This is a genomic window from Streptomyces coeruleofuscus (genome assembly GCF_039532725.1).
GTDB lineage: Bacteria > Actinomycetota > Actinomycetes > Streptomycetales > Streptomycetaceae > Streptomyces > Streptomyces coeruleofuscus.
This window is the reverse complement of the sequence record NZ_BAAASE010000006.1, coordinates 349,319-370,378: the sequence shown is the minus strand read 5'-3', so window position 1 is coordinate 370,378 and position 21,060 is coordinate 349,319. Positions and strand designations below refer to the sequence as shown.

The 21,060-nt window shown below is 71.1% G+C and carries 15 protein-coding genes and 4 pseudogenes; 11 read left to right on the top strand and 8 right to left on the bottom strand.

All coding sequences use genetic code 11. The features are described 5' to 3' along the window. Positions 1-152: 152 nt before the first annotated feature. Positions 153-1,745 (top strand): alpha/beta fold hydrolase, encoded by a 1,593-nt coding sequence (locus ABFX81_RS25150; RefSeq protein ID WP_086850667.1) that lies wholly within the window; start codon positions 153-155, stop codon positions 1,743-1,745. A gap of 71 nt (positions 1,746-1,816) precedes the next feature. Here ABFX81_RS25150 and ABFX81_RS25145 read toward each other — a convergent pair whose 3' ends face one another. Then, the gene (locus ABFX81_RS25145) at positions 1,817-2,428 is read right to left on the bottom strand and encodes an LmrA/YxaF family transcription factor (RefSeq protein WP_086850669.1); all 612 of its coding nucleotides are present in this window, start codon (positions 2,426-2,428) and stop codon (positions 1,817-1,819) included. A gap of 123 nt (positions 2,429-2,551) precedes the next feature. On the opposite strand from ABFX81_RS25145, the gene ABFX81_RS25140 reads away from it, so the two are divergent. Further along, a complete protein-coding gene (locus tag ABFX81_RS25140; protein ID WP_346138691.1) occupies positions 2,552-3,454 on the top strand; it encodes an NAD(P)-dependent oxidoreductase in 903 nt (300 codons plus the stop codon). 16 nt (positions 3,455-3,470) lie between these two features. Here ABFX81_RS25140 and ABFX81_RS25135 read toward each other — a convergent pair. The 5 genes and pseudogenes from ABFX81_RS25135 to serC form a co-directional block, all read right to left on the bottom strand. After that, positions 3,471-3,824, bottom strand: a pseudogene (locus ABFX81_RS25135) (phosphoserine transaminase); the annotation flags it as partial. 279 nt (positions 3,825-4,103) lie between these two features. Continuing rightward, positions 4,104-5,780: a hypothetical protein gene (locus ABFX81_RS25130; RefSeq protein WP_086850671.1), complete on the bottom strand. Its 1,677-nt coding sequence runs from the start codon at positions 5,778-5,780 to the stop codon at positions 4,104-4,106. 512 nt (positions 5,781-6,292) lie between these two features. Continuing rightward, on the bottom strand, positions 6,293-6,922 hold the full coding sequence (locus ABFX81_RS25125) for an ABC transporter ATP-binding protein (RefSeq protein WP_346138756.1): 630 nt from the start codon (positions 6,920-6,922) through the stop codon (positions 6,293-6,295). 137 nt (positions 6,923-7,059) lie between these two features. Next, positions 7,060-7,434 carry a hypothetical protein gene (locus ABFX81_RS25120; RefSeq protein ID WP_346138690.1) on the bottom strand — a complete coding sequence of 125 codons (375 nt, stop codon included), beginning with the start codon at positions 7,432-7,434 and terminating at the stop codon, positions 7,060-7,062. 325 nt (positions 7,435-7,759) lie between these two features. After that, positions 7,760-8,878 (bottom strand): phosphoserine transaminase, encoded by a 1,119-nt coding sequence (gene serC, locus ABFX81_RS25115; protein ID WP_086850676.1) that lies wholly within the window; start codon positions 8,876-8,878, stop codon positions 7,760-7,762. A 75-nt stretch (positions 8,879-8,953) separates the two neighbouring features. Between serC and ABFX81_RS25110 the strand changes: the two genes are divergently transcribed. From ABFX81_RS25110 to ABFX81_RS25095, 4 genes and pseudogenes are all read left to right on the top strand, one after another. Next, positions 8,954-11,887, top strand: coding sequence for an FAD-linked oxidase C-terminal domain-containing protein (locus tag ABFX81_RS25110; RefSeq protein WP_086850678.1), 2,934 nt, complete (start codon positions 8,954-8,956; stop codon positions 11,885-11,887). A gap of 27 nt (positions 11,888-11,914) precedes the next feature. Beyond that, positions 11,915-12,211: pseudogene (locus ABFX81_RS25105) on the top strand (hypothetical protein); the annotation flags it as partial. Between the two features lie 45 nt (positions 12,212-12,256). Further along, a complete protein-coding gene (locus ABFX81_RS25100; protein ID WP_086850680.1) occupies positions 12,257-13,393 on the top strand; it encodes a peptidoglycan bridge formation glycyltransferase FemA/FemB family protein in 1,137 nt (378 codons plus the stop codon). A gap of 153 nt (positions 13,394-13,546) precedes the next feature. Then, positions 13,547-14,515, top strand: a complete 969-nt coding sequence (locus ABFX81_RS25095) for an EamA family transporter (protein WP_086850681.1) — start codon at positions 13,547-13,549, stop codon at positions 14,513-14,515. A gap of 16 nt (positions 14,516-14,531) precedes the next feature. On the opposite strand, the gene ABFX81_RS25090 is transcribed toward ABFX81_RS25095, so the two are convergent. Beyond that, on the bottom strand, positions 14,532-15,200 hold the full coding sequence (locus ABFX81_RS25090) for a formylglycine-generating enzyme family protein (protein WP_346138755.1): 669 nt from the start codon (positions 15,198-15,200) through the stop codon (positions 14,532-14,534). 90 nt (positions 15,201-15,290) lie between these two features. Between ABFX81_RS25090 and ABFX81_RS25085 the strand changes: the two genes are divergently transcribed. Both ABFX81_RS25085 and ABFX81_RS25080 read left to right on the top strand, forming a co-directional pair. Then, complete coding sequence (locus tag ABFX81_RS25085) at positions 15,291-15,749, top strand: TIGR03618 family F420-dependent PPOX class oxidoreductase (protein ID WP_086850685.1); 459 nt, start codon at positions 15,291-15,293, stop codon at positions 15,747-15,749. A gap of 57 nt (positions 15,750-15,806) precedes the next feature. Beyond that, positions 15,807-16,762 (top strand): annotated as a pseudogene (locus tag ABFX81_RS25080) (MerR family transcriptional regulator). Here ABFX81_RS25080 and ABFX81_RS25075 read toward each other — a convergent pair. Then, a pseudogene (locus tag ABFX81_RS25075) lies at positions 16,763-16,894 on the bottom strand (TetR/AcrR family transcriptional regulator); the annotation flags it as partial. Between the two features lie 103 nt (positions 16,895-16,997). On the opposite strand from ABFX81_RS25075, the gene ABFX81_RS25070 reads away from it, so the two are divergent. The 3 genes from ABFX81_RS25070 to ABFX81_RS25060 are packed head-to-tail and all read left to right on the top strand — an operon-like array spanning position 16,998 to position 21,054. Beyond that, the gene (locus ABFX81_RS25070; RefSeq protein WP_086850687.1) at positions 16,998-17,795 is read left to right on the top strand and encodes a TIGR03084 family metal-binding protein; all 798 of its coding nucleotides are present in this window, start codon (positions 16,998-17,000) and stop codon (positions 17,793-17,795) included. Then, positions 17,792-19,459, top strand: coding sequence for an acyclic terpene utilization AtuA family protein (locus ABFX81_RS25065; protein WP_086850689.1), 1,668 nt, complete (start codon positions 17,792-17,794; stop codon positions 19,457-19,459). Before ABFX81_RS25070 ends, ABFX81_RS25065 begins: the two co-directional genes overlap by 4 nt. Further along, the gene (locus tag ABFX81_RS25060; protein ID WP_086850691.1) at positions 19,456-21,054 is read left to right on the top strand and encodes a carboxyl transferase domain-containing protein; all 1,599 of its coding nucleotides are present in this window, start codon (positions 19,456-19,458) and stop codon (positions 21,052-21,054) included. Before ABFX81_RS25065 ends, ABFX81_RS25060 begins: the two co-directional genes overlap by 4 nt. Positions 21,055-21,060: the final 6 nt, after the last annotated feature.

The following is a 21,060-nucleotide window of genomic DNA, read 5'->3' as shown; positions in this document are numbered from 1 at the left end:
CCCTCTTTTCGGAGGGTTTGGTCGCAGGAGATGACTCGATTCGGTCAAGTCTTGGTCGAATACGTACGTGCATGGCGTGCTCTTCCGAAACGATGCGGCACGGACCGTGTGACACGCGGTCCTGACCCCCCTCACCGTTCTGAGAGAGCTCCATGAGAAGAAGCGCAGCCGTCCTGTGCGGCGCGACTGTCGTACTGGCCGGGACACTCACCGCCGTCCCCGCCAACGCCAGCGCGTCGCACTCCGCGAACACCGCCGCCGCGAAGGTCACTTGGAAGAAGTGCGGCACGGAGGACTACCCGACGCTCCAGTGCGCGTCGGTGAAGGTGCCGCTCGACTACGCGAAGCCGCAGGGGAAGAAGATCACGCTGGCGTTGTCCCGCGTGCCGCACACCGCGAAGAAGTACCAGGGCCCGCTGCTGGTCAACCCCGGCGGCCCCGGCGGCAGCGGCCTGACGCTGGCCGGTTTCGTCGCGTCCTCCCTGCCCAAGGAGGTCGCCGCCCAGTACGACGTCGTCGGGTTTGACCCGCGCGGGGTGGGCAAGAGCCAGCCCGCGCTGGACTGCAAGCCGGGCCACTTCAACCCGGTGCGCCCCGACTCCGTACCCAGCACCCCGGCGATCGAGAAGGCCAACCTCGACCGGGCCAAGTCCTTCGCCCAGGCCTGCGGCAAGAAGTACGCCGACGTCCTGCCGTACATCAACACGGTCAGCGCCGTGAAGGACATGGACTCGATCCGCAAGGCCCTCGGCGCCAAGAAGATCAACTACTTCGGCTACTCGTACGGCACCTACCTCGGCGCGGTCTACGCCAAGCTGTTCCCCGAGCGGGTGCGGCGCCTGGTGCTGGACTCGATCGTCGACCCGACCGGGGTCTGGTACGACGCCAACATCAAGCAGGACTACGCCTTCGACAAGCGCCACAAGGCGCTGATGGCGTGGATCGCGAAGTACGACTCCACGTACAAGCTCGGCACCGACCCGGCGAAGATCGAGGCCAAGTGGTACGCCATGCGGGCGACCCTGGCCAAGAAGCCGGCGGGCGGCAAGGTGGGCGCCTCCGAGCTGGAGGACATCTTCATACCCGGCGGCTACAACAACGCCTACTGGCCCACCCTCGCCCAGACGTTCGCGGCGTACGTCAACAAGAAGGACACCGCTGCGCTGGTCAAGGCGTACGACAACATCGCCGCCATCGACGCCGCCGGCGACAACGGCTACAGCGTCTACGCCGCGGTGCAGTGCCGTGACGCGTCCTGGCCGCGCGACTGGAAGCAGTGGCGCAAGGACAACTGGGCGGTGTACGAGAAGGCGCCGTTCATGGCCTGGAACAACGCCTGGTACAACGCGCCGTGCGCGTTCTGGCCGACGAAGTCGCTGAAGCCGGTGAACGTCTCCAACGCCAAGCTCCCGCCGGTGCTGCTGTTCCAGGCGACGGACGACGCGGCCACCCCGTACCAGGGCGGTGTCACCATGCACCGGCTGCTGAAGAACTCCAGCCTGGTCGTGGAGCAGGGCGGCGGCAACCACGGCATCTCGCTGAGCGGCAACGCCTGCCTCGACAAGCACCTGGCGACGTACCTCACCAGCGGCAAGGTGCCGCAGGGCAGCGGCGTGGCCGACGCGGTCTGCAAGAAGCTGCCCGACCCGAAGCCGCAGGCCTCGGCGCAGAAGACGCCGAGCGCGCCCCAGTCGGCCGCGACGGTCGGCGACACCCTGCGCGGGATCCTGGGGTCCGTGGTCTGATCGTGCCTGTGTGAGCACCGCCTGACCTGACATGAGGGGCGCCCGGTACCCGCCGGGCGCCCCTTGCGTCGTCACGTGCGGACGCTGCCTCCGTACGTCGCGATCAAACGGGCCAGATGCCGCCCCGCCGCCTCCAGCGGGGTCTCGCTGCGGGCGACCTGGGACGCCAGTTCGGCTCCCTCCAGCGTGGCGATCACCGTGTGGGCCAGATCCTCCGCGTCCGCTTCGGCGATCCCCGCGACGACCAGCTTCTCGGCGACCACGGCCCGCCAGCGGGCGAACGCCTCGGCCGCCGCCTGCTGGATTCCGGGCGCGCCGGCCGCCGTGCCGACGACGGTCGAGGTGACCGGGCAGCCGTCGAGCCAGTCGGACTCGCGCAGGCCCTGGGCGAGGGAGGCGGTGAGCGCGACGAGGGCCTTGGCCGGGTCCGGCTCCGCGTCGAGCGACTCGCGCAGCAGCTCGGTGAACTCCTCGTCGCCGAGCCGTACCGCGGCCGTGCCGAGCTCCTGCTTGCCGCCGGGGAAGAAGTGGTAGACCGAGCCGAGCGTCGCCCCGGCCTCGCGGGAGATCTGCTTGATACCGGTGCCCTCGTAGCCCTGGCGCTGCATCAGCCGTGAGGCCGTACGGACGATCCGCTCGCGGGTGCCGGCGGTCTCGAGGTCGTGCGGGGCCTTGGTCTTCACGACGCCACTCTACCGAATTAGAGCGATCGCTCTAGTCGTCGTGCTAGGTTCCTCTCTGGATAGAGCGTTCGTTCTAGTCGCCGTTTCAGTGATCCCGGGGAGATTTCTGTGAGTCCGTCCGCTGTGAGTACCTCTAGCGTCCAGCCCTCGTCCGGCGTCTCGACCGTCACCGTCATCGGTCTCGGCCCCATGGGCCGCGCGATGGCCGGTGCCTACCTGGACGCCGGCTACGACGTCACCGTCTGGAACCGCACCGCGAGCCGCGCCGACGAACTGGTGGCCAGGGGCGCGCTGCGCGCCGCCACGGTCGAGGAGGCGCTGGCGGCAGGGGAGGTGGTGGTGCTCAGCCTCACCGACTACGCCGCGATGTACGCCATTCTGGAGCCCGCCGCTGCGGCGCTGGCGGGTCGGGTCCTGGTCAACCTGAGTTCGGACACCCCGGAGAGGGCCCGCGAGGGGGCGGCCTGGGCGGTCGAGCACGGGGCGCGTCACCTCACCGGCGGAGTCCAGACACCGCCGTCCGGCATCGGCTCGCCGGAGTTCGACACCTTCTACAGCGGCCCGCGGGACCTCTTCGAGCGGTACGAGGACGTTCTGAAGGTCATCACGGGCACCGACTACCGCGGAGAGGACCCGGGCCTGGCCGCGCTCTACTACCAGCTCCAGATGGACCTCTTCTGGACCACCCTGACCGCCTGGCTGCACACCCTGGCGCTGGCGGGCGCGAACGGCATCAGCGCCTCGGAGATCGGACCGTACGCGGCACAGACGCTCGGCGGGATGGGCCAGTTCCTCGACTTCTACACGCCGCGGATCGAGGCGGGGCGGCACTCGGGCGACGTCGAGCGGATCTCGATGGCCGTGGCGAGCATGGAACACGTCGTGCACACGGCGCGGGACGCGGGCGTGGACCAGGAGCTGCCCGCCGCGGTGCTGGAGGCGTTCCGGCGCGCGTCGGCGGAAGGCTACGCGGAGGACAGCCTGACCCGGCTGGTCGAGGTGTTCGGGAGGGGCGCGGCTGCCTGAGTGGAAGCGGGTTCAACTTGACGTCCTCGGCCCAGCCGTACAGCGTGCGCGCGGAGGTGGCGGTGCGGCGGACCGACCAGTCCAGGCCGCCCTGGCCGTTGATCCACTCGAGCTGCTCGTTGAGGAGGAACAGGGTGGCGAGGGCCGGGGTGTTGTACGTCTGGTTCTTGCGGGAGTTGTCGATCGCCGTCGGCAGCGAGAAGAACTCGGGGACGTGCCGGCCGGAGGCGTGGACGCGCTCCGCGCGCTCGATCGCGGCCGGGGAGAAGACGCCGATCCACAGGCCGCCGTCGGAGGCGAAGGACTTCTGCGGGGCGAAGTAGTAGACGTCCGTCTCGGCGATGTCGACAGGCAGGCCGCCGGCACCGGTGGCCGGTGATCCTTACGCTGGCCGTGCGGCGGTTCAGGAAGCTGAGCCGCTTGCGAGCGGAACGCGCACCTCCCGGAGAGCTGACGTGCTCATGGTGCGTCAGTTTCCTGGGAGGCGCGCGGCGCATAGGGGAGTGCTCCCGTCCGGTTCCGGGGCCGCGCCCCCCCCCCGAGAGGATGCAGCCCATGTTCCGCACGATTGGCAGACCGTGGACACAGTGAAGGACGGGTCCTGGCGGCCGTCATGGGCGCATGGAGCCTCATGCGCCCAGGAGGCTGATCAGTCAGCGCCCGGTCTCCAGTTTCTGGCCCGGGCGATTACTCCCTGGCCTCCCACGAGTCCGACACAGATCGCCAGCACCGTGCTGCCCACCACTGTCACCGCAGTGAGCTCCGGAGCCCAGCGGGCCCCGCCAGTGGTCACCATGGGGTATCCCAGGACGGTGGATACGACGGCGCCCGCAAAACCGGCCACGCCGATCGGGACGGACAAGTACCACAGTGCGGTGGACCGGAACACGTGTGTGTCTCCCGCCAGGACGCCTATGGGAGCGAGTCGGCTCCCGAAGACCTGGAACTCCGCCAAGGCGCTGAAGGCGGCAGCAAGTGCAGCCATGAGCATGCCCCCCAGCCCGAGCAGAGTCACCCAGTGCGCAATGGTCTCGTCCAGCAAGGCGCCACCCAGCTGCATGCCTGCGAGGACGTTGACCAAGGGCGCCGTACCCAAATGGCGATACGCGGCTTCCCGGACCGTGCCACCGGCTGACGCGTCACCAGGGTCGGAAACCACGACGAGTTTGATCTCTGCGACACCACCGCGCTTCCCTGTTGTGGGTATGTCGCCGGTAGCGATGCGCAGGTCCGGTGTCCCTGTTTCCCAGCGCGCCAGTTCGCCCAACCGCCGATCGCCCTCGCGAAGGACGGTGGACCGAGCGGGTGGGCAGGGTAGTTGAACAGCCTTCCAGCTCGCGCAGGGACCTGTGAGTACGGCCGGCTCCTGCCGATCTTGGATCAGGGCGAACACAGCGCGTCCCTGTCCCAGATCCTCTTCGAACGCCTTGATCTGCGAGGTCGGCTGGACACGGCTTCTGATGGTCAGGACGCTGTCCCCCAGGGCATCGAACGTCTGTCTGGCCTCGGTAGCCGCTACCGTGGTTCGGCTCACCCACAGCTGCACCTGACTGACCAGCCCCAGGCCCACCACGACTGCCACGACGAGACGCGCGATGACTCCCGGATACGCGTGCAGCCAACGGCCGGCGATGAGTCCGCCCGCATAATGCTTCGTGATGGACCGACCGGCCAGCCGTCGCCCGAGGGCCGTCATAGCCCAGGCGATCAGCGTGGGCAGGGTCGCGAGTGTCAGAACGATGCCGATCGCGTACTGCACGATGCTGACGCGGTAGTCCGGAGCCAGCGGCCCGAGATCGACCGGCATGGCCATCACGAGGCCCAGCGCGCACAACAGCGCGTAACGTCGCTTCACCCGGCCCCTGGTCAGCGTGCGCGGGGAACGACCGTCTCCCTTCTTCCCGTGCAGCAGCACAGAGGAGACAAGCACTCCAGCGGCCGCACCGGCCGCGCCGAGGAGGACGGCCGGCAGCCAGGCGCGAACGGCCGCTGCCGAGAGCGTGTAGTCGGTGAGCGGAATGGCGACGTCGGTATACGCCGCCGCCAGCAGCGGCACCGTGCCGATCAAGGCGCCTGCCCCTACCGGCCACAGTGCCTCGCCCATGCATACAAGGGCCCGGTGCCGCCAAGTGGCGCCGAGTGCGTCGAGCAACGCCGTACGACGGTCCCGTGCGGCCGAACCGCAGCGCAAGGCCACCACGGTCAGGACAGCGGCCGGAAGGCCCAGAAAGCCGATCACGGCCGCCATGAACGCGTCAATATCGACCACGCTGATCGAGTCCCCGAACGGCGTGGGATCAGGGTCGCCGAAGCCAGAGATCCGCATCGTCTCATCCCACTCAGGGGACTTGGTGGCCGTCGGTCTGACATAGACCAACCGCTCCGAGGGAGACGTGAGACCTTCAGCGGAAATCCTCCCCGCGTCCCGTCCGTAACGGTCCGAAATCCCCTCCCGCTGCCCTGCCGCCGCAAGCGCTGGAGAGAGTACGGCCTCCCCCGGCCGTGGCCATTCGGTCAGGCCGGGGGGCGGCGAGGCGCTGGGAGTCAGCGGCTCGATGAAGATGACACTGTGCTGAAGTCCGCCGACCGTGTCACCGCTCTCCCGCCAGTGGGCGACAGCACGCTCTCCTGGGAACTTGCCGGTGAATCGGGGTGCTCTTGCCTGGGCGTGACTCTGCTGCGCACTGTCTGCCGCCGCGGTGATGATCACTGTGCCGGCGGCACAGCAGAGGAACGCGGTGGCCAGTGCGAGCGCGAGACTCCGCAGTCGGTGTCCTGGGCCGCCCTTGGAGGCCCGTAGGCCCATGGCCATCAGCTGCCGCGTCAAACCGCGCCCGCTCAGACGCCCCACGTCTGAGCCCCCATGCTGATCTGCCCATCCGTGATCCTTGCGACGCGCTCAGCGCCGACTGCCACGTCCTGATCATGCGTGACGAGCAGAAGCCCACAGCCCCATCGGGAGGGCAGCGAATACAACAGTTGACTGACGCGATCGCGGTTGTCGTCATCGAGTGCGCCGGTAGGTTCGTCGGCAAGAATCAATGACGGCCTGTTGACCAGTGCCCGAGCGATCGCCACCCGCTGGCGCTCCCCACCGGACAGCGATCCCGTCGTCACCGAGGTATCGGAGATACCGAGGTCGCGAAGAAGTTCTTCAGCAGCGCTCCGTCCGCGGGAGCGTCGCACACCGCCCAGCATGGCAGCGAGCATCACGTTCTCCAGAGCTGTCAGCTCTGGGAGCAGTTCACCGAACTGGAAGACCATGCCGATATGGCGTGACCGGTGTCGTGCCCTCGCGCCGGCCCGTAGTGACGCGACGTTCGCACCTGCCACCTCGATGGTGCCGCTGTCTGGGCTCATGAGCCCCAGGACACACGAGAGCAGCGAGCTCTTTCCGCTGCCACTGGGTCCCATCAACGCGACGGACTCGCCCTCCGCGACAGTGAGATCTACGCCGTTGAGGAGCACACGGTCAGCCAGCTGGAGCCGGACGTCATGCAGTTGGAGGACGGGATTCCGCACCAAAAGTCCCTTGCGAGGAAGGCAGTGGTTGAACACGAGAACGCGCCCGTCACCTCGACGGCAACGGGCGCACCGCAGTCGCTCTAGATCCGGTATGCCCAGGAACCGCACGCATCCGGCTTGGCGAATTGCTGCTCACAGACGCGGACCTTGTTGAGGACGGCACCCTCGCCGCTGCCTACGCAGTTGTCCGGACCAGCGCCGTTCTTGTCCCAGAGGTGACTCGAACTGCCGTCGTAGACGCGGAAGTACTCGCCCTCCACCGCGTTCGTGTCGGCCTCCATGTCACAGACTCGGAGACGGCGATCACTGTCGTAACCCTTGGCGGTGTCGTCACCCTGCCAGGCTTGGATGTAGGCCCATGCCGGAGCGCTGCCGATGCTCAGCCCGAGGGCGAGAGTGGCGCCGGCCACCGTGATGGCGAGGCGCCCAGATCTGCCAATTATTCCGCTCTTCATCCGTTCCGTCCCTCCCCCGGAGGATCGACTCCCCCAGGACTTCACCTGTTGCAGCCCCAGGCACGTGCCCAGAGCCAAAGGATCATGACAGGTCCTCCTTGGGGTGTCCATTTGATACTTGCAACGTCTCCACGCCGCCCGCGACTTGGGTCGACCGGTAGCCACTCGGGGCACCACGACACGCGCTCCACGGGATTGCGGGCCGTCCGTTCCGCACCGGACACGGGCGGGGATCGCCGCGTCGGCACCGCCGGGTAGCTCGCGGCTGTACGCGAGAGGGCGCCCCGCACCGGCGGGACGCCCTCGGTCTCTTGAGCGAGAGGGATCAGAGCTTCTCGATCACGTAGTCGACGCACTTCGTGAGGGCCTCGACGTCCGCCGGGTCGATCGCCGGGAACATCGCGACGCGCAGCTGGTTGCGGCCGAGCTTGCGGTAGGGCTCGGTGTCGACGATGCCGTTGGCGCGCAGGACCTTGGCGACGGCGGCGGCGTCGACCTCGTCCGTGAAGTCGATCGTGCCGATGACCTGGGAGCGCTTGGCCGGGTCGGTGACGAACGGGTTCGCGAACTTGACGTCCTCGGCCCAGCCGTACAGCGTCCGTGCGGAGGTGGCGGTGCGGCGGACCGACCAGTCCAGGCCGCCCTGGCCGTTGATCCACTCGAGCTGCTCGTTGAGGAGGAACAGGGTGGCGAGGGCCGGAGTGTTGTACGTCTGGTTCTTGCGGGAGTTGTCGATCGCCGTCGGCAGCGAGAAGAACTCGGGGACGTGCCGGCCGGAGGCGTGGACGCGCTCCGCGCGCTCGATCGCGGCCGGGGAGAAGACGCCGATCCACAGGCCGCCGTCGGAGGCGAAGGACTTCTGCGGGGCGAAGTAGTAGACGTCCGTCTCGGCGATGTCGACGGGGAGGCCGCCGGCGCCGGAGGTGGCGTCCACGAGGACCAGGGCGCCCTCGTCGGCGCCGGCCACGCGCTTGATCGGCATGGCGACACCGGTCGAGGTCTCGTTGTGGGTGAAGGCGTAGACGTCCACGCCCGCCTCGGCGACCGGCTCGGGGTGCGTGCCGGGGTCGGAGGAGATGACGTCCGGCTCGGCCAGCCAGGGGGCGAGCTTCGCGGCCTTGGCGAACTTGGAGGAGAACTCGCCGAAGCTGAGGTGCTGCGACTTGTTCTCGATCAGACCGTGCGTCGCGATGTCCCAGAACGCGGTGGAGCCGCCGTTGCCGAGGATCACCTCGTACCCGTCGGGGAGCTGGAACAGCTCGCGGATGCCCTCACGCACCTTGCCGACCAGGTTCTTGACCGGAGCCTGGCGGTGGGAGGTGCCCATGAGGGAGGTGCCACTGGCGGCGAGGGCGTCCAGCGCCTCCGTCCGCACCTTGGAGGGGCCCGCGCCGAAACGACCGTCCGCGGGCTTGATGTCAGAGGGAATCCGGATCTCAGCCACGAAGGGGAGCGTAGCCGTTCACGGAAACACGGGCGAAACGTCGTCCGTCGGGTGAGACGGTGTTGAGTAGGTGCCATGGCGAATCTTGAGGCGGAGCTTCGCAGGGCCGTCCGGGGCGAGGTCGGGTTCGATGTCACCTCCCGGGCGCTGGTCACCATGGACGCGTCCAACTACCGGAGGGTCCCTCGTGGGGTCGTCGCGCCCGTGGACCCCGACGACGTGGCCGCCGTGCTGGCCGTCTGCCGGGAGCACGGCGTGCCCGTCGTCGCCCGCGGCGGGGGCACGTCCATCGCCGGGCAGGCCACCGGCACCGGTGTCGTCCTGGACTTCACCCGGCACATGAACCGGCTGGTCAGCCTGGATCCCGAGGCGCGTACGGCCGTCGTGCAGCCGGGGCTGGTGCTCGACCGGCTCCAGGAGGCGGCCGCTGCGCACGGGCTGCGGTTCGGGCCGGATCCGTCCACGCACAGCCGGTGCACGCTCGGCGGCATGATCGGCAACAACTCCTGCGGCTCGCACTCCGTGGCGTGGGGGACGACCGCGGACAGCGTGCGCGAGCTGGACGTGGTCACCGCGCGCGGGCGGCGGCTGCGGCTCGGGCAGGACTGGGCCGGCGCTCCGGACGGCCTGCGGGAGCTGATGGACGGCGAACTGGCCCGGTTGCGCACGGGCTTCCCGGAGCTGCCCCGCCGCATCTCCGGGTACGCGCTGGACGCCCTGCTGCCCGAGCGGGGCGCCGACGTGGCCCGCTCCTTCTGCGGTTCGGAGGGCACGCTGGGCGTGCTGACGGAGGCGGTCGTACGCCTGGTCGAGGCACCACGCGCGCGTGCGCTGGCCGTCCTGGGCTACGCCGACGAGAGCGGGGCGGCGGAGGCGGCCGCCGGGCTGCTGCCGTACGGCCCGCTGACGGTGGAGGGCATGGCGGCGGACCTGGTGCCGTCCGCGGCCGCGCTGCCGCGGGGCAGGGCCTGGCTGTTCGTGGAGACCGGCGGGGAGTCGGCCGAGGAGGCACGCGCGCGTGCGGAGGCGATCGTGCGGGCGGCCGACGTCGTGGACGCCCTGGTGGTCACCGACCCGGCGGGGCAGCGCGCGCTGTGGCGGATCCGGGAGGACGCGAGCGGTACGGCGACCCGGATGCCGGACGGTGGGGGCACCTCCCGCTCGAGCGGAGCCGAGAGTGGGGGAGAGGCCTGGCCGGGGTGGGAGGACTGCGCGGTGCCGCCCGCCCGGCTCGGGGCGTATCTGCGGGACTTCCGCGCGCTGCTCGGCGCGCACGGGCTGCGCGGCACGCCGTACGGGCACTTCGGGGACGGCTGCATCCACGTCCGGATCGACTTCGACCTGCTGACGGAGCCCGGCATCGCCCGTTTCCGGCGCTTCTCGGAGGAGCTCGCGGAACTGGTGGTGGCGCACGGCGGGTCGCTGTCCGGGGAGCACGGGGACGGGCAGGCGCGGGCGGAGCTGCTGCCGAAGATGTACGGGCGCGAGATGGTGGGCCTGTTCGAGCGGGTGAAAGGGGTGTGGGACCCCGACGACCTCCTCAACCCCGGCATGCTGGTCCGCCCCGCGCCCCTCGACGCCGACCTGCGCTTCTCCGTGCTCCCCCGTGAGCCCGTCGACGTCGCCTTCGGCTACCCCGCCGACGGCGGTGACTTCTCGGCGGCGGTACGGCGCTGCGTGGGCGTCGCCAAGTGCCGTACGGCATCGGTGTCCGGCTCCGCCGTCATGTGCCCGTCCTTCCGGGCGACCGGCGCGGAGGAGCACTCCACGCGCGGGCGGGCCCGGCTGCTGCACGAGATGCTCGCGGGTGAGGTGGTGACCGACGGCTGGCGCTCCACGGAGGTGCGGGACGCGCTGGATCTGTGCCTGTCCTGCAAGGGCTGCCGGTCGGACTGCCCGGTGGAGGTCGACATGGCCACGTACAAGGCGGAGTTCCTCCACCACCACTACGAGGGACGGCGCCGCCCGGCCGCGCACCACAGCATGGGCCGCCTCCCCGAGTGGCTGCGCGTGGTGGCACGCACGCGTACGGCGGCGCTGGTCAACGCCCTGACCGCGGTACGGCCGCTCGCCCGGGCGGCGAAACGGCTCGGCGGGATCGCCCCGGAGCGGGAGATCCCGCGGCTGGCGACACGGACGTTCAGCCGGTGGTGGGAGCGGCGGCGGGAGGAGAGGGACGCCACCGGGCGCGGGGATCTCGTGGTGCTGTGGCCCGACACCTTCACCGAGCACCTCTCACCGGCCGTCGGACAGGCCGCCGTCCGCGTGCTGGAGGCGGCCGGGCTGCGGGTGGCGCTGCCGCCGACCGTGCGTCTGGTGAAACCGCCGGTGGGCGACGGGAGGACGGTCGCGCTCGACCCGCTGTCCCTGCTGCGGGGCCGGGGCCGTGTCTGCTGCGGGCTGACGTACGTGTCGACGGGGCAGCTGGACCGCGCCCGAGCGGTCATGCGCCGCACGCTCGACCTGATGGAGCCGGTGCTGGAGACCGACGCCCCGGTCGTGGTCCTGGAGCCGAGCTGCGCCGCGGCGCTCCGCACGGACGTCCCCGAGCTGCTGCACGACGACCCGCGCGCGGCCCGCCTCGCCGCCAGGGTCCTCACCTTCGCTGAGACGCTCGAACGCCACGCCCCCGACTGGACACCGCCGCGCGTGGACCGCCCGGTGGCCGGCCAGACCCACTGCCACCAGCACGCGGTACTGGGCGACGCCGCCGACCGCCGGCTGCGTCGGGCCGCTCTGCTCTCCGGCGAACTGAGCGGCGGCTGCTGCGGTCTCGCGGGAAACTTCGGCTTCGAGAAGGGCCACTACGAGGTGTCCACCGCGTGCGCGGAGGAACAGCTCCTGCCGTCGGTACGGGACGCCCCGGACGGCACGGTGGTCCTGGCGGACGGCTTCTCCTGCCGCACGCAGCTCGAGCAGCTGGCGGGCGTGCGGGGGAGGCACCTGGCGGAGGTGCTCGCAGCGGCACTGGAGGAAGGAGCAGGCAACGACCCGGGGGGCGAGCGCTGAAGCGGGGCGAGTGGCCGTACTGTCCGACACATGCCCTACGCCCGTCTGGCCCACGGCCGCCTCGTGGTCAACCCGGGCAGCGTCGGCATGCCGTACGGCCGCCCCGGCGCGCACTGGTGCCTGCTGGGCCCGGGCACCGATCTGCGCGTCACGCCGTACGACGTTCCGGCCGCGACCGCGCGGCTGGTCGCCGAGTGCGCGTACCCGCACATCGCCGCCTGGGCCGACCAGTACCTCAACGCCCGCGCGAGCGACGTGGACGCGCTTGAGGCGTTCGGGCCACGGGACGGCGGACCCGAGTGTCTGAGCGCGGGGAGGGGCTGAGCCGCTCCTAGAGTCACGGCACCAGCCACTCGAAGGAGCCCGCGCATGAGCGTCCGCGTCCAGCCGATCACCCGTGACGAGCACCTCGCGTTCGTCGCGGCCCGCCCCTCCGCCAGTCACACGCAGCTCCCGTCCTGGGGAGAGGTGAAGTCCGACTGGCGGGCGGAGAGCCTCGGCTGGTTCGACGGGGCCGGGCAGCTCGTCGGCGCCGGACTGGTACTGCTGCGCCCGCTGCCCGGGCCGAAGCTGCCCGGACTGCCCCGGTACCTGGCGTACCTGCCCGAGGGCCCGCTCATCGACTGGCACGAGCCCGGTCTCGAACGCCTGCTGGAGCCGATGGTCGCCCATCTCGGGCGACGCGGCGCCTTCGCGGTGCGGATGGGCCCGCCGGTGGTGGCGCGCCGCTGGAGCGCCGAGGCGGTGAAGGCGGCGATCGCGGACCCGGCCGCTCGGCGGCTGCGCGACGTGCGGGCGACGTCGTTCGAACCGCGTGCCGGCCAGGTCGCGGACACCCTTCGCCGTATGGGCTGGCGGCAGACCGAACCCGGCGGCGAGGACGGCTTCGCCGCGGGACAGCCCCGGTACGTCTTCCAGGTGCCGTTCGCCGGACGGTCGCTGGACGACATCCGCGGCGGCCTGAACCAGCAGTGGCGGCGCAACATCACCAAGGCGGAGAAGGCCGGCGTGAAGGTCGTGCGCGGCGGCTACGAGGATCTGCCGGCCTTCCACGAGCTGTACTCCGAGACCGCTGAGCGGGACCGCTTCCTCCCGCGCCCGCTGCCCTACTTCCAGCGCATGTGGAGCGCGCTCACCGCCGAGCACCCGGACCGGATGCGGCTCTACCTCGCCTACCACGACGGCGAGGTGCTGGCCGCCGCGACGATGCTGACCGTCGGCGACCACGTCTGGTACTCCTACGGCGCCTCCACCAGCCGGCGGCGCGAGGTCCAGCCGAGCAGTGCCGTGCAGTGGCGCATGATGACGGACGCGCATGAACTGGGCGCCGCCGTCTACGACCTGCGCGGCATCACCGACACCTTGGAGGAGTCCAGCCATCTGCTGGGCCTGCTCCGGTTCAAGGTGGGCACCGGCGGCGAGGCCGTCGAGTACCTCGGCGAGTGGGACTTCCCGCTCAACCGGCTGCTGTACAAGGCGCTCAACCTGTACCTCGCCCGCCGCTGAGAGCCCGCATTTCGAGACAGTGGCATAAGCGGTTTACGCGCCTGACGGAGTCCATTACTCTGGACTGGAAAGTACAGCGTGTTGCATATGAGTGTGCAAGACGGTGTACGTACGCAGCCCGAGTACGCAGCCGAGCCGAGCACAGGACCGCCCGTGACCACCCCCGACAGCGTCACCACGCCCCAGCCCGCGACAACCGCCGCTGCCGCCGCACCGGCCGCCGGGCCGGGCCGGCTGGGCTCCCTCGGACCGGTGGGCCTGGTGCTCGCGGGCGGGATCTCCGTGCAGTTCGGCGGCGCGCTGGCCGTGATGCTGATGCCGAGGGCGGGCGCCCTCGGGGTGGTGGCGCTGCGGCTGCTCGTGGCGGCGGTCGTCCTGCTGCTGGTCTGCCGCCCGCGGCTGCGCGGACACTCGCGCACCGACTGGGGCACGGTCGTCGTCTTCGGCATCACCATGGCCGCCATGAACGGCCTCTTCTACCAGGCGGTCGCCCGCATCCCACTGGGCCCCGCGGTCACCCTGGAGGTCCTCGGCCCACTCGCCCTCTCGGTCCTGGCGTCCCGCCGCGCGATCAACGTCGTCTGGGCGGCACTCGCCCTCGCCGGCGTCTTCCTCCTCGGCGGGGGAGGCTTCAGCGGCCTCGACCCCACAGGAGTGGCCTTCGCCCTGGGTGCCGGCGCCATGTGGGCGTCCTACATCATCTTCAGCGCGCGTACGGGCCGCCGCTTCCCGCAGGCGGACGGACTGGCACTGGCGATGGCGGTGGGGGCGGTGCTGTTCCTGCCGCTGGGCATCGCCGAGTCGGGCACGAAGCTGCTCGACCCGGTGACGCTGGGCCTGGGCGCGGCGGTGGCCCTGCTCTCCTCGGTCCTGCCCTACACCCTCGAACTGCTCGCCCTGCGCCGCCTGCCCGCCTCGGCCTTCGCGATCCTCATGAGCCTGGAACCGGCCATCGCCGCGGCGGCCGGCTTCCTCCTCCTCGACCAGGCCCTCACCGCCCTGCAGGCCGCCGCGATCGCCCTCGTCATCGCGGCGAGCATGGGAGCGGTACGCACCCAGGTCGGCCGGGGCCGCGGCCGCCGGAAGACGGCGGCGCTGGAGGGTGCGGGGCTGGAGGGCTAGAGCGACCGGGACGCGTTCACTGCGGCCGGTGTGCCCGCGCCACGCGAAACCCCACGTCGTCGATCCGGAACGTCGGATGACTGCGGCGCCGTACGGAGGCGCGGCAACTCCAGTGCTCGTCGGCCCAGCCGCCGCCCCGCAGCACCCGGTAGGTGCCGTAGACCTGGGCGTCATAGACGTCCCAGCACCACTCCCAGACATTGCCCAGCATGTCGTAGAGCCCCCACGCGTTGGGCTGCCTGCCGCCCACGGGACGGATCCGCTCCTCCGAGTTGCCGCGGTACCAGGCGATCTCGTCGAGCCGCCCGTACCGCGGCCCACCGCTCCCGGCCCGGCAGGCGTGCTCCCACTCGGCCTCGCTCGGCAGCCGGTACCCCTCGGCGGAGACGTCACAGTCGACGACCGTCTCGGACTCACCGCACAGGCGATACACGGGCGTCAGCCCTTCCGCCCTGGACAGCGCGTTGCAGAACCGGACGGCGTCCCACCACGACACGCCCTCGACGGGCAGCCGCTCACCGCGAACGGCACTCGGCCGCTCACCGGTGACCTGGGCGTACCAGGCCTGGGTGACCGGGAACGCCGACATGCGGAAGGGAGCGACCTCGACGGCCCAACTCCGCTGCGTCCGCCGGTCGGACAGCGTCACCCGCCCTGGCGGGACGGCCACCATCCCGTTATCCATGTTCACGCCGCGCCCCCATGCCGAGCCATACTAACGCCGGTGCGCTCGCCGTCGTGAAATTTCCGCGCGGGTACCGGAGTTGACCTGGTCATGACTCAAGGCCCCGCACCCCGCCCGCTGTCCGACGAAGCCCTCTCCGACCTGCTCGGCAAGCAGCAGTTCGGCACGCTCGCCACCGTCAAGCGCAACGGCCGGCCTCATCTGACCACCATGGTCTACGGCTGGGACCCGCAGGCCCGGATCGTGCGGTTCTCGACGACGGCCGACCGCGTCAAGGTCAGGCAGCTGCGGCACAATCCGCGCGCCGCGCTGCATGTGCAGGGCGGTGACGTGTGGTCGTTCGCCGTCGCGGAGGGCGAGGCGGAGGTTTCCGACGTCACGACGGTTCCCGGCGACGAGGTCGGGCGGGAGCTGCTCGGGATCATCCCGGAGGAGGCCAGGCCGCAGGACGAAGACGCGTTCCTGGAGCAGTTGGTGGCCGAACGGCGGGTGGTCGTCCGGTTGCACGTGGACCGGCTGTACGGGACGGCGCTCGACGTCGACGGCTGAGGTCTGCGGGAAGAGCGGGCTTGAGTCTCCCGTAGGGGGAGGCGCGAAGGTGCAGGCATGGACGGCGACACGCTCTTCACGATCGGGGCCCTGGCCCGGCGGACCGGGCTGACGGTCAAGACCATCCGGTTCTACTCCGACACCGGAATCGTGCCGCCGACGGACCGCAGCCCGGCCGGCTACCGTCTCTACGACATCGGCGCACTGGCGCGTCTGGATCTGGTGCGCACCCTGCGTGACCTGGGGCTCGACCTTGCTGTCATCCGGCAGATGCTGGACCGGGAGGTCTCGGTGCCCGAGATCGCGGCCGCACACGCCGACGCCCTGGACGTGCAGATCCGCACCCTCCGACTGCGGCGCGCGGTGCTGCGAGCGGTGGCCGAACGAGGCTCCACTGCCGAGGATGAATGGACCTCATGCACAAGCTTGCCAAGCTCTCCGACGACGAGCGCCGACGCCGCATCACCGACTTCATCGACGACACCTTCGGCGGGTTCGACGCCAACCCCGACTTCGTCGACATGATCCGCTCGGCCATGCCCGAACTGCCGGACGACCCCGAACCCCGTCAGGTCGACGCCTGGGTGGAACTCGCCGAACTCACCGAGGACCCCGGCTTCCGCTCAGCCCTACGCCGCATGGCCGAGTACCAGGCAGCCGAGCGCGCCCAGGGCGACGTCACCGGCCTGCACCACGACCTCACCGAGACCGTCCGCGACAGCGTCGGCCGCGCACTCGATGCCGGCACCGCCCCGGCCTCGGCAGCGGCCGCACCCGTCGTCGACGCCCTCACCGCCCGTTACGCGCAGACCTTCAGCCGCCCCGACGACGCCGACTTGCGTCACTGGCTGCTGACACGCCTGGAGATCGCCGGCGACCCCCGCGCGGAGCGCTACTGGCACCTGCTGGCCGTCATCAACGGATGGCCCGTCCCGCCCAGCCTGGCACCGGTGTTCACGTGGCTCACAGAAGCTCTGCGGGCGCACACTCCGCGGCAGTCCCGCGTGCGGTAGTCAGGCAGGCGGCCGGCCCCGCAGGGCCAGGCCGGCCACCCGCGGGAGGTCCTCGCGGGTGGCGCCGCCGGCGGCTTGGACGGCGATGCCGTCGGCCACGGTCATGAGGTAGCGGGCGAGCAGTTCGGGATCCTCTGTTTTTCATGCAAGCACGCTTGATTGTTTCTGGCGGCACTGCCATGCTCCTCAGCACGCCGCACCACCCCGCACGCCGCCGTGCCCCGAGGGAGCGCCCGTGTCCGATCCGACGACGTCCGTGATCGACGACCTGCGCGAGGAGAGCGAGGCACTCGACCGCCTCGTCGCCGGGTTGAGTGCACCGAGCTGGGCGCTCGCCACCCCCGCGCCCGGCTGGACCGTCGCCCACCAGATCGCCCACCTCGCCTGGACGGACCGTTCGGCCCTGCTCGCCGTCACGGACGCCGACGGATTCCGCGCCCTGGTCGAGAAGGCCCTCGCCGCGCCGGCCTCCTTCGTCGACGAGGGCGCCGAGGAGGACGCCGGACGTCCGCCCGCCGACCTGCTCGGGCGGTGGCGCGAGGGCCGTACGGCGCTGGACGAGGCGCTGCGGGCCGCCCCGCCCGGGGCGCGCTTCCCCTGGTACGGCCCGCCCATGTCGGCCGCCTCCATGGCGACGGCCCGTCTCATGGAGACCTGGGCCCATGGGCAGGATGTGGCCGACGCCCTCGGTGTGGTGCGCCCACCCACCGACCGGCTGCGGCATGTGGCCTGGCTCGGGGTGCGGACCCGCGACTTCGCCTACGGCGTGCACGGACTGACTCCGCCGGCCGATCCCTTCCGCGTCGAACTCCAGGCCCCCTCCGGCGACTCGTGGACGTACGGCCCCGAGGACGCCCCGCAACGCGTCACCGGGCCCGCCCTCGACTTCTGCCTCCTGGTCACCCAGCGCGCCCACCGCGCCGACCTCGCCCTGCGCGCCGACGGTCCCGACGCCGACCGCTGGCTGGACATCGCCCAGGCCTTCGCGGGCCCGCCCGGCACCGGCCGCACCCCGAAGGGGGAGGCGCGGTGACCCTCCGCATCGGCAACGCCTCCGGCTTCTACGGCGACCGCTTCGACGCCATGCGCGACATGCTCACCGGCGGTGACCTGGACGTCCTCACCGGCGACTACCTCGCCGAGCTGACGATGCTCATCCTGGGGCGCGACCGGCTGAAGGACCCGGCCGCCGGGTACGCCCGTACCTTCCTGCGGCAGTTGGAGGACTGCCTGGGGCTCGCCCACGAGCGGGGCGTGAAGATCGTCACCAACGCGGGCGGGCTCAACCCGGCCGGACTCGCCGACGCCGTACGGGCGTTGGCGGACCGGCTCGGCATCCCCGTGCGTGTCGCACATGTCGAGGGCGACGACCTCACCGCCGCCCACCCCCACAGCCTCGCCGCCCACGCCTACCTCGGCGGCTTCGGGATCGCGGCCTGTCTGCGGGCGGGCGCCGACGTCGTCGTCACCGGACGGGTGACGGACGCGGCACTCGTCACCGGGCCGGCCGCCGCCCACTTCGGGTGGAAGGAAACGGAGTACGACCGGCTCGCGGGGGCCGTCGTCGCCGGGCACGTGCTGGAGTGCGGGGCGCAGGCCACCGGCGGCAACTACGCCTTCTTCCGGGACGGCGACGTCCGACGGCCCGGCTTCCCGCTCGCCGAGCTCCACGACGACGGCAGCTCGGTCATCACCAAGCACCCCGGCACCGGCGGCTTCGTCGACGTCGGCACGGTCACGGCCCAGTTGCTGTACGAGACGGCCGGCGCCCGGTACGCGGGGCCGGACGTCACCGCCCGGCTCGACACCGTGCGGCTCGCCCAGGACGGGCCCGACCGGGTGCGGATCGAAGGTGTGCGAGGGGAGGCGCCGCCGCCCACCCTCAAGGTCGGGCTCAACAAGCTCGGCGGCTTCCGCAACGAGGTCGTCTTCGTCCTCACCGGCCTCGACATCGAGGCCAAGGCCGCCCTGGTGCGCGAGCAGATGGAACCGGCCCTCGGCAAGGCCGCCGACGTGCGCTGGGAGCTGGCCCGCACCGACCGGCCCGACGCCCCGAGCGAGGAGACGGCGAGCGCGCTGCTGCGGCTCGTCGTACGGGACCCCGACCAGGAGGTGGTCGGGCGGGCCCTGAGCGGGGCGGCCGTGGAGCTGGCGCTCGCCAGTTACCCCGGCTTCCATGTGCTGGCGCCACCCGGAAAAGGCTCGCCTTATGGGGTCTTCGAGGATGTGTACGTCCCCCATGGTGCCGTCGACCATGTGGCCGTCCTCCATGACGGGCGCCGGATCCCCGTGCCGCCGGCCCCCGACACCGCCGTACTCGACGAGGTGCCGGAACCGCCCCTGCCGGAGCCGCTGCCGCCCGGGCCCACCCGGCACGCCCCCCTCGGCCTCGTCGCGGGCGCCCGCAGCGGCGACAAGGGCGGCAACGCCAACGTCGGTGTGTGGGCCCGCACGGACGACGCCTGGCGGTGGCTCGCGCACGAGCTGACGGCCGACCGGTTCCGGGAGTTGATCCCCGAGAGCCGGCCGCTGAAGGTCACCCGGCACGTCCTGCCCGACCTCCGCGCCCTCAACTTCGTCGTCGAGGGCATCCTCGGCGCGGGCGTCGCCGACCGGCACCGCTTCGACCCGCAGGCCAAGGCCCTCGGCGAATGGCTGCGCTCCCGCCACCTGGACATACCGGAGGCCCTGCTGTGACCGTCCTGACCTCCGCGCTCGACCCGAGCGGCCCCGAGTACCGGGCCAACCGCGAGGCCATGCTCGCCAGGCTCACCGAACTCGACGCCGAGCACGCCAAGGCCCTCGCGGGCGGCGGCGAGAAGTACGTCGAGCGGCACCGGCGGCGCGGCAAACTCCTCGCCCGCGAGCGGATCGAGCTGCTCCTCGACCCCGACACGCCCTTCCTGGAGCTGTCCCCGCTGGCCGCCTGGGGCAGCGACCACACCGTCGGCGCCTCCCTCATCACCGGCATCGGTGTCGTCGAGGGAGTGGAGTGCCTGATCACCGCCAACGACCCGACCGTGCGCGGCGGAGCGAGCAACCCCTGGTCGCTGAAGAAGGCCCTGCGCGCCAACGACATCGCCCTCGCCAACCGGCTGCCCTGCATCAGCCTGGTGGAGTCCGGCGGCGCCGACCTGCCGTCCCAGAAGGAGATCTTCATCCCCGGGGGCGCCATCTTCCGGGATCTGACCCGGTTGTCCGCCGCCGGCATCCCCACCCTCGCGGTCGTCTTCGGCAACTCCACCGCCGGAGGCGCCTACATCCCCGGCATGTCCGACCACGTGATCATGGTCAAGGAGCGGGCGAAGGTGTTCCTCGGCGGTCCGCCGCTGGTGAAGATGGCCACGGGTGAGGAGAGCGACGACGAGTCCCTGGGCGGCGCCGAGATGCACGCGCGCGTGTCGGGCCTCGCCGACCACTTCGCCGTCGACGAGCACGACGCGCTCCGGCAGGCCCGCCGCGTGGTCGCCCGCCTCAACCACCGCAAGGCGTACGGCGACCCGGGCCCGGCCGAGCCCCCCAAGTACGACGCCGAGGAACTCCTCGGCATCGTCCCCGGCGACCTCAAGAGCCCCTTCGACCCGCGCGAGGTCATCGCCCGCGTCGTCGACGCCTCCGACTTCGACGAGTTCAAACCGCTGTACGGGACGAGCCTGACCACCGGCTGGGCCGCGCTCCACGGCTATCCGATCGGCATTCTGGCCAATGCCCAGGGCGTCCTCTTCAGCGAGGAGTCCCAGAAGGCAGCCCAGTTCATCCAGCTCGCCAACCAGCGCGACATCCCGCTGCTCTTCCTGCACAACACCACCGGCTACATGGTCGGCAAGGAGTACGAGCAGGGCGGCATCATCAAACACGGCGCCATGATGATCAACGCGGTCAGCAACAGCCGCGTCCCGCACCTCTCCGTCCTCATGGGCGCCTCCTACGGCGCAGGCCACTACGGCATGTGCGGCCGGGCCTACGACCCGCGCTTCCTCTTCGCCTGGCCCAGCGCCAAGTCGGCCGTCATGGGCCCGCAGCAGCTCGCGGGTGTGCTGTCGATCGTCGCCCGCCAGTCGGCCGCCGCGAAGGGGCAGCCGTACGACGAGGAGGCGGATGCCGCTCTGCGCGCCATGGTCGAGCAGCAGATCGAGTCCGAGTCGCTGCCGATGTTCCTGTCCGGGCGGCTGTACGACGACGGTGTCATCGACCCGCGCGACACCCGCACCGTTCTCGGCCTGTGCCTCTCCGCCATCCACACCGCCCCTTACGAGGGCGCGCGCGGCGGCTTCGGCGTCTTCCGGATGTGAGGGAAC

Coding starts and splice junctions, on each gene's coding strand:
- ABFX81_RS25150 (WP_086850667.1), top strand. CDS start 153: ATGAGAAGAAGCGCAGCCGTCCTGTGCGGCGCGACTGTCGTACTGGCC.
- ABFX81_RS25090 (WP_346138755.1), bottom strand. CDS start 15,200: ATGGATAACGGGATGGTGGCCGTCCCGCCAGGGCGGGTGACGCTGTCC.
- ABFX81_RS25085 (WP_086850685.1), top strand. CDS start 15,291: ATGACTCAAGGCCCCGCACCCCGCCCGCTGTCCGACGAAGCCCTCTCC.
- ABFX81_RS25130 (WP_086850671.1), bottom strand. CDS start 5,780: ATGCGGATCTCTGGCTTCGGCGACCCTGATCCCACGCCGTTCGGGGAC.
- ABFX81_RS25110 (WP_086850678.1), top strand. CDS start 8,954: ATGGCGAATCTTGAGGCGGAGCTTCGCAGGGCCGTCCGGGGCGAGGTC.
- ABFX81_RS25120 (WP_346138690.1), bottom strand. CDS start 7,434: ATGAAGAGCGGAATAATTGGCAGATCTGGGCGCCTCGCCATCACGGTG.
- ABFX81_RS25100 (WP_086850680.1), top strand. CDS start 12,257: ATGAGCGTCCGCGTCCAGCCGATCACCCGTGACGAGCACCTCGCGTTC.